This window comes from Kurthia sp. Dielmo, assembly GCF_000307285.2.
Lineage (GTDB): Bacteria > Bacillota > Bacilli > Bacillales_A > Planococcaceae > Kurthia > Kurthia populi.
On sequence record NZ_HE578960.1, the window covers coordinates 95,350 to 97,229 of the forward strand.

General features: G+C 38.6%; 3 protein-coding genes and 1 pseudogene. 1 reads left to right on the forward strand and 3 read right to left on the reverse strand.

Annotated elements, in window-relative coordinates:
* On the forward strand, positions 1 to 458 hold a 458-nt coding region (locus tag KTHG_RS14015), incomplete at its 5' end, for a M24 family metallopeptidase (RefSeq protein WP_139994860.1).
* Between the two features lie 87 nt (positions 459 to 545).
* Here KTHG_RS14015 and KTHG_RS14020 read toward each other — a convergent pair.
* The 3 genes and pseudogenes from KTHG_RS14020 to KTHG_RS21350 all read right to left on the reverse strand — a co-directional run.
* Positions 546 to 956: a hypothetical protein gene (locus tag KTHG_RS14020; protein ID WP_139994458.1), complete on the reverse strand. Its 411-nt coding sequence runs from the start codon at positions 954 to 956 to the stop codon at positions 546 to 548.
* A 39-nt stretch (positions 957 to 995) separates the two neighbouring features.
* Entirely contained in the window at positions 996 to 1,472 is a 477-nt protein-coding gene (locus KTHG_RS14025) for a hypothetical protein (RefSeq protein WP_139994460.1), read from the reverse strand.
* Positions 1,459 to 1,880, reverse strand: a pseudogene (locus KTHG_RS21350) (hypothetical protein); the annotation flags it as partial. The gene KTHG_RS14025 and the pseudogene KTHG_RS21350, both read right to left, overlap by 14 nt.

The following is a 1,880-nucleotide window of genomic DNA, read 5'->3' on the forward strand; positions in this document are numbered from 1 at the left end:
AAATTGAAACAGGTGATATGCTGACACTGGATTTCGGTGCTTATTATAAGGGCTACCGCTCAGATATGACGCGTACGATTGCCGTTGGCGAACCGCCTGCAGAGCTACGAAAAGTTTATGATATTGTCTTAGCAGCACAGGAATTATCACTGAAGGAAATGAAAATCGGCATGACCGCACAAGAGGTCGATAGCCTATCACGCGATTACATTACCGCACAAGGCTACGGCGCACAATACGGTCATGGTGCAGGCCATGGCATTGGCCTTGATATTCATGAGGACATTTTCTTAGCACAAGGTGTTGCTACACCAGTGAGAGAAAATATGGTGCTTACAATGGAGCCTGGTATTTATATCCCTGGACTTGGTGGCGTGCGTATCGAGGATGATGTCATTATGACAAAGAACGGCGCAGAGGTTATTACTCATTCACCAAAAGAATTGATTGTGCTATAGAAGCTCAATAATATAAAAAAGGCAGTCGATACGACTGCCTTTTTTCGTGTTAAAAATAGTAGGAATACACTTATTCCAAAGAACCTTTTAATCCTCTAAAATCTCCAAATCGAAAATTTCATCTGTATGTTTAGAATACGCTACTTTACAACGATACGTTCCTTCTTTTATCGTTGGAAAGTTTTCTAAATTTGTGCTTAAGTATACATCGTTTACTTCAACATCAATGAGACTGTAAGAGCCAAATCGTCCTCCTATATCTTCCAAAATTGAAATCGTACATTTTCCAGAAGCTACCGATCTATTCTTATTGTCAAATGCTTGTTGGACAGCTAGAACACTTCCATACGCACATACGATAAAGAATACAATGAGAATAATGATAGATACAAGAAAATCTTTATGACCTCGTTGTTTTTTAAACATATAGATAATAATACTTAATAGAAAAATGCTTCCGCCTATATACAAAATTAATGACCATACAGTGTCACTCATCTAATAAATCTCCTTTATATTATCTTTTAGTAAGCATATCTATTTTTGTAGTTGAATGACAAATAGCTTCTCTACACTGCCCTCTTCTTCAATCATTTCATAGCTTGCGATTTTATAATCTTCCACATTAATGACATCCGTTAAATAAGCGGGTAATTCCGCTTTTACATTCAGCGGATTCAGTGAATGTTGATACGGAAAATTATCTGCATTTGGATTAGGCGAATGGATAAATAACGCATCCATAGAAGCATCTTCATGACATAGTTCAATCCATAGTTGATAAGGCTTTCCCCAGTTTTCCAGCTCTTTATTTGCCTCATTAAACAAATTAAATAAAGCCTTTACATGTTGCTTTCTTATGTTTATGGAGTCATTTCCATGTCCACAAAAATCGATATGCGTATGCCAGAAATCAAACCAACTTTCCACACTAAAATCTAAATCATAATTCTTTATATGTGCTTCCTTTTGTAAATTACGAAAATAGCGTCGCTTTCCTCTAAATTTTTTCATCCTTCATCACCTTCCCAAGCTCACAGTCACCGATTATCTCAATTCGCTCCTGCCCTACTCGCTCGGCCAACTCTTTTGGCAATGTCACAATTACTGGCTTCGTTGCTTTTAGTGGTTTTTTATTCGCGGTAAGTGAAATTTGCAGCTTGTCATGGCATAAAATATCGACAGCGACTTGCTTATAGCTATCTTGAATAAGTAGCTCGAGCCCTGCACCGTCTGTAAAACGAATGGCCTGTGCCTTGCCCTTATACGTACCGAACCAGCTATTGCCAAAGCCCGCAAGCTCGACATCATATGCCTCCACAGTCTCCGTTATTTCCTGAAGAGCTGCTTCTAAGCATAGTGGATCTCCTTCACGAAATGTCACAATAAGCTGTGATAATGTTCGCTTGATGGCGATGACCT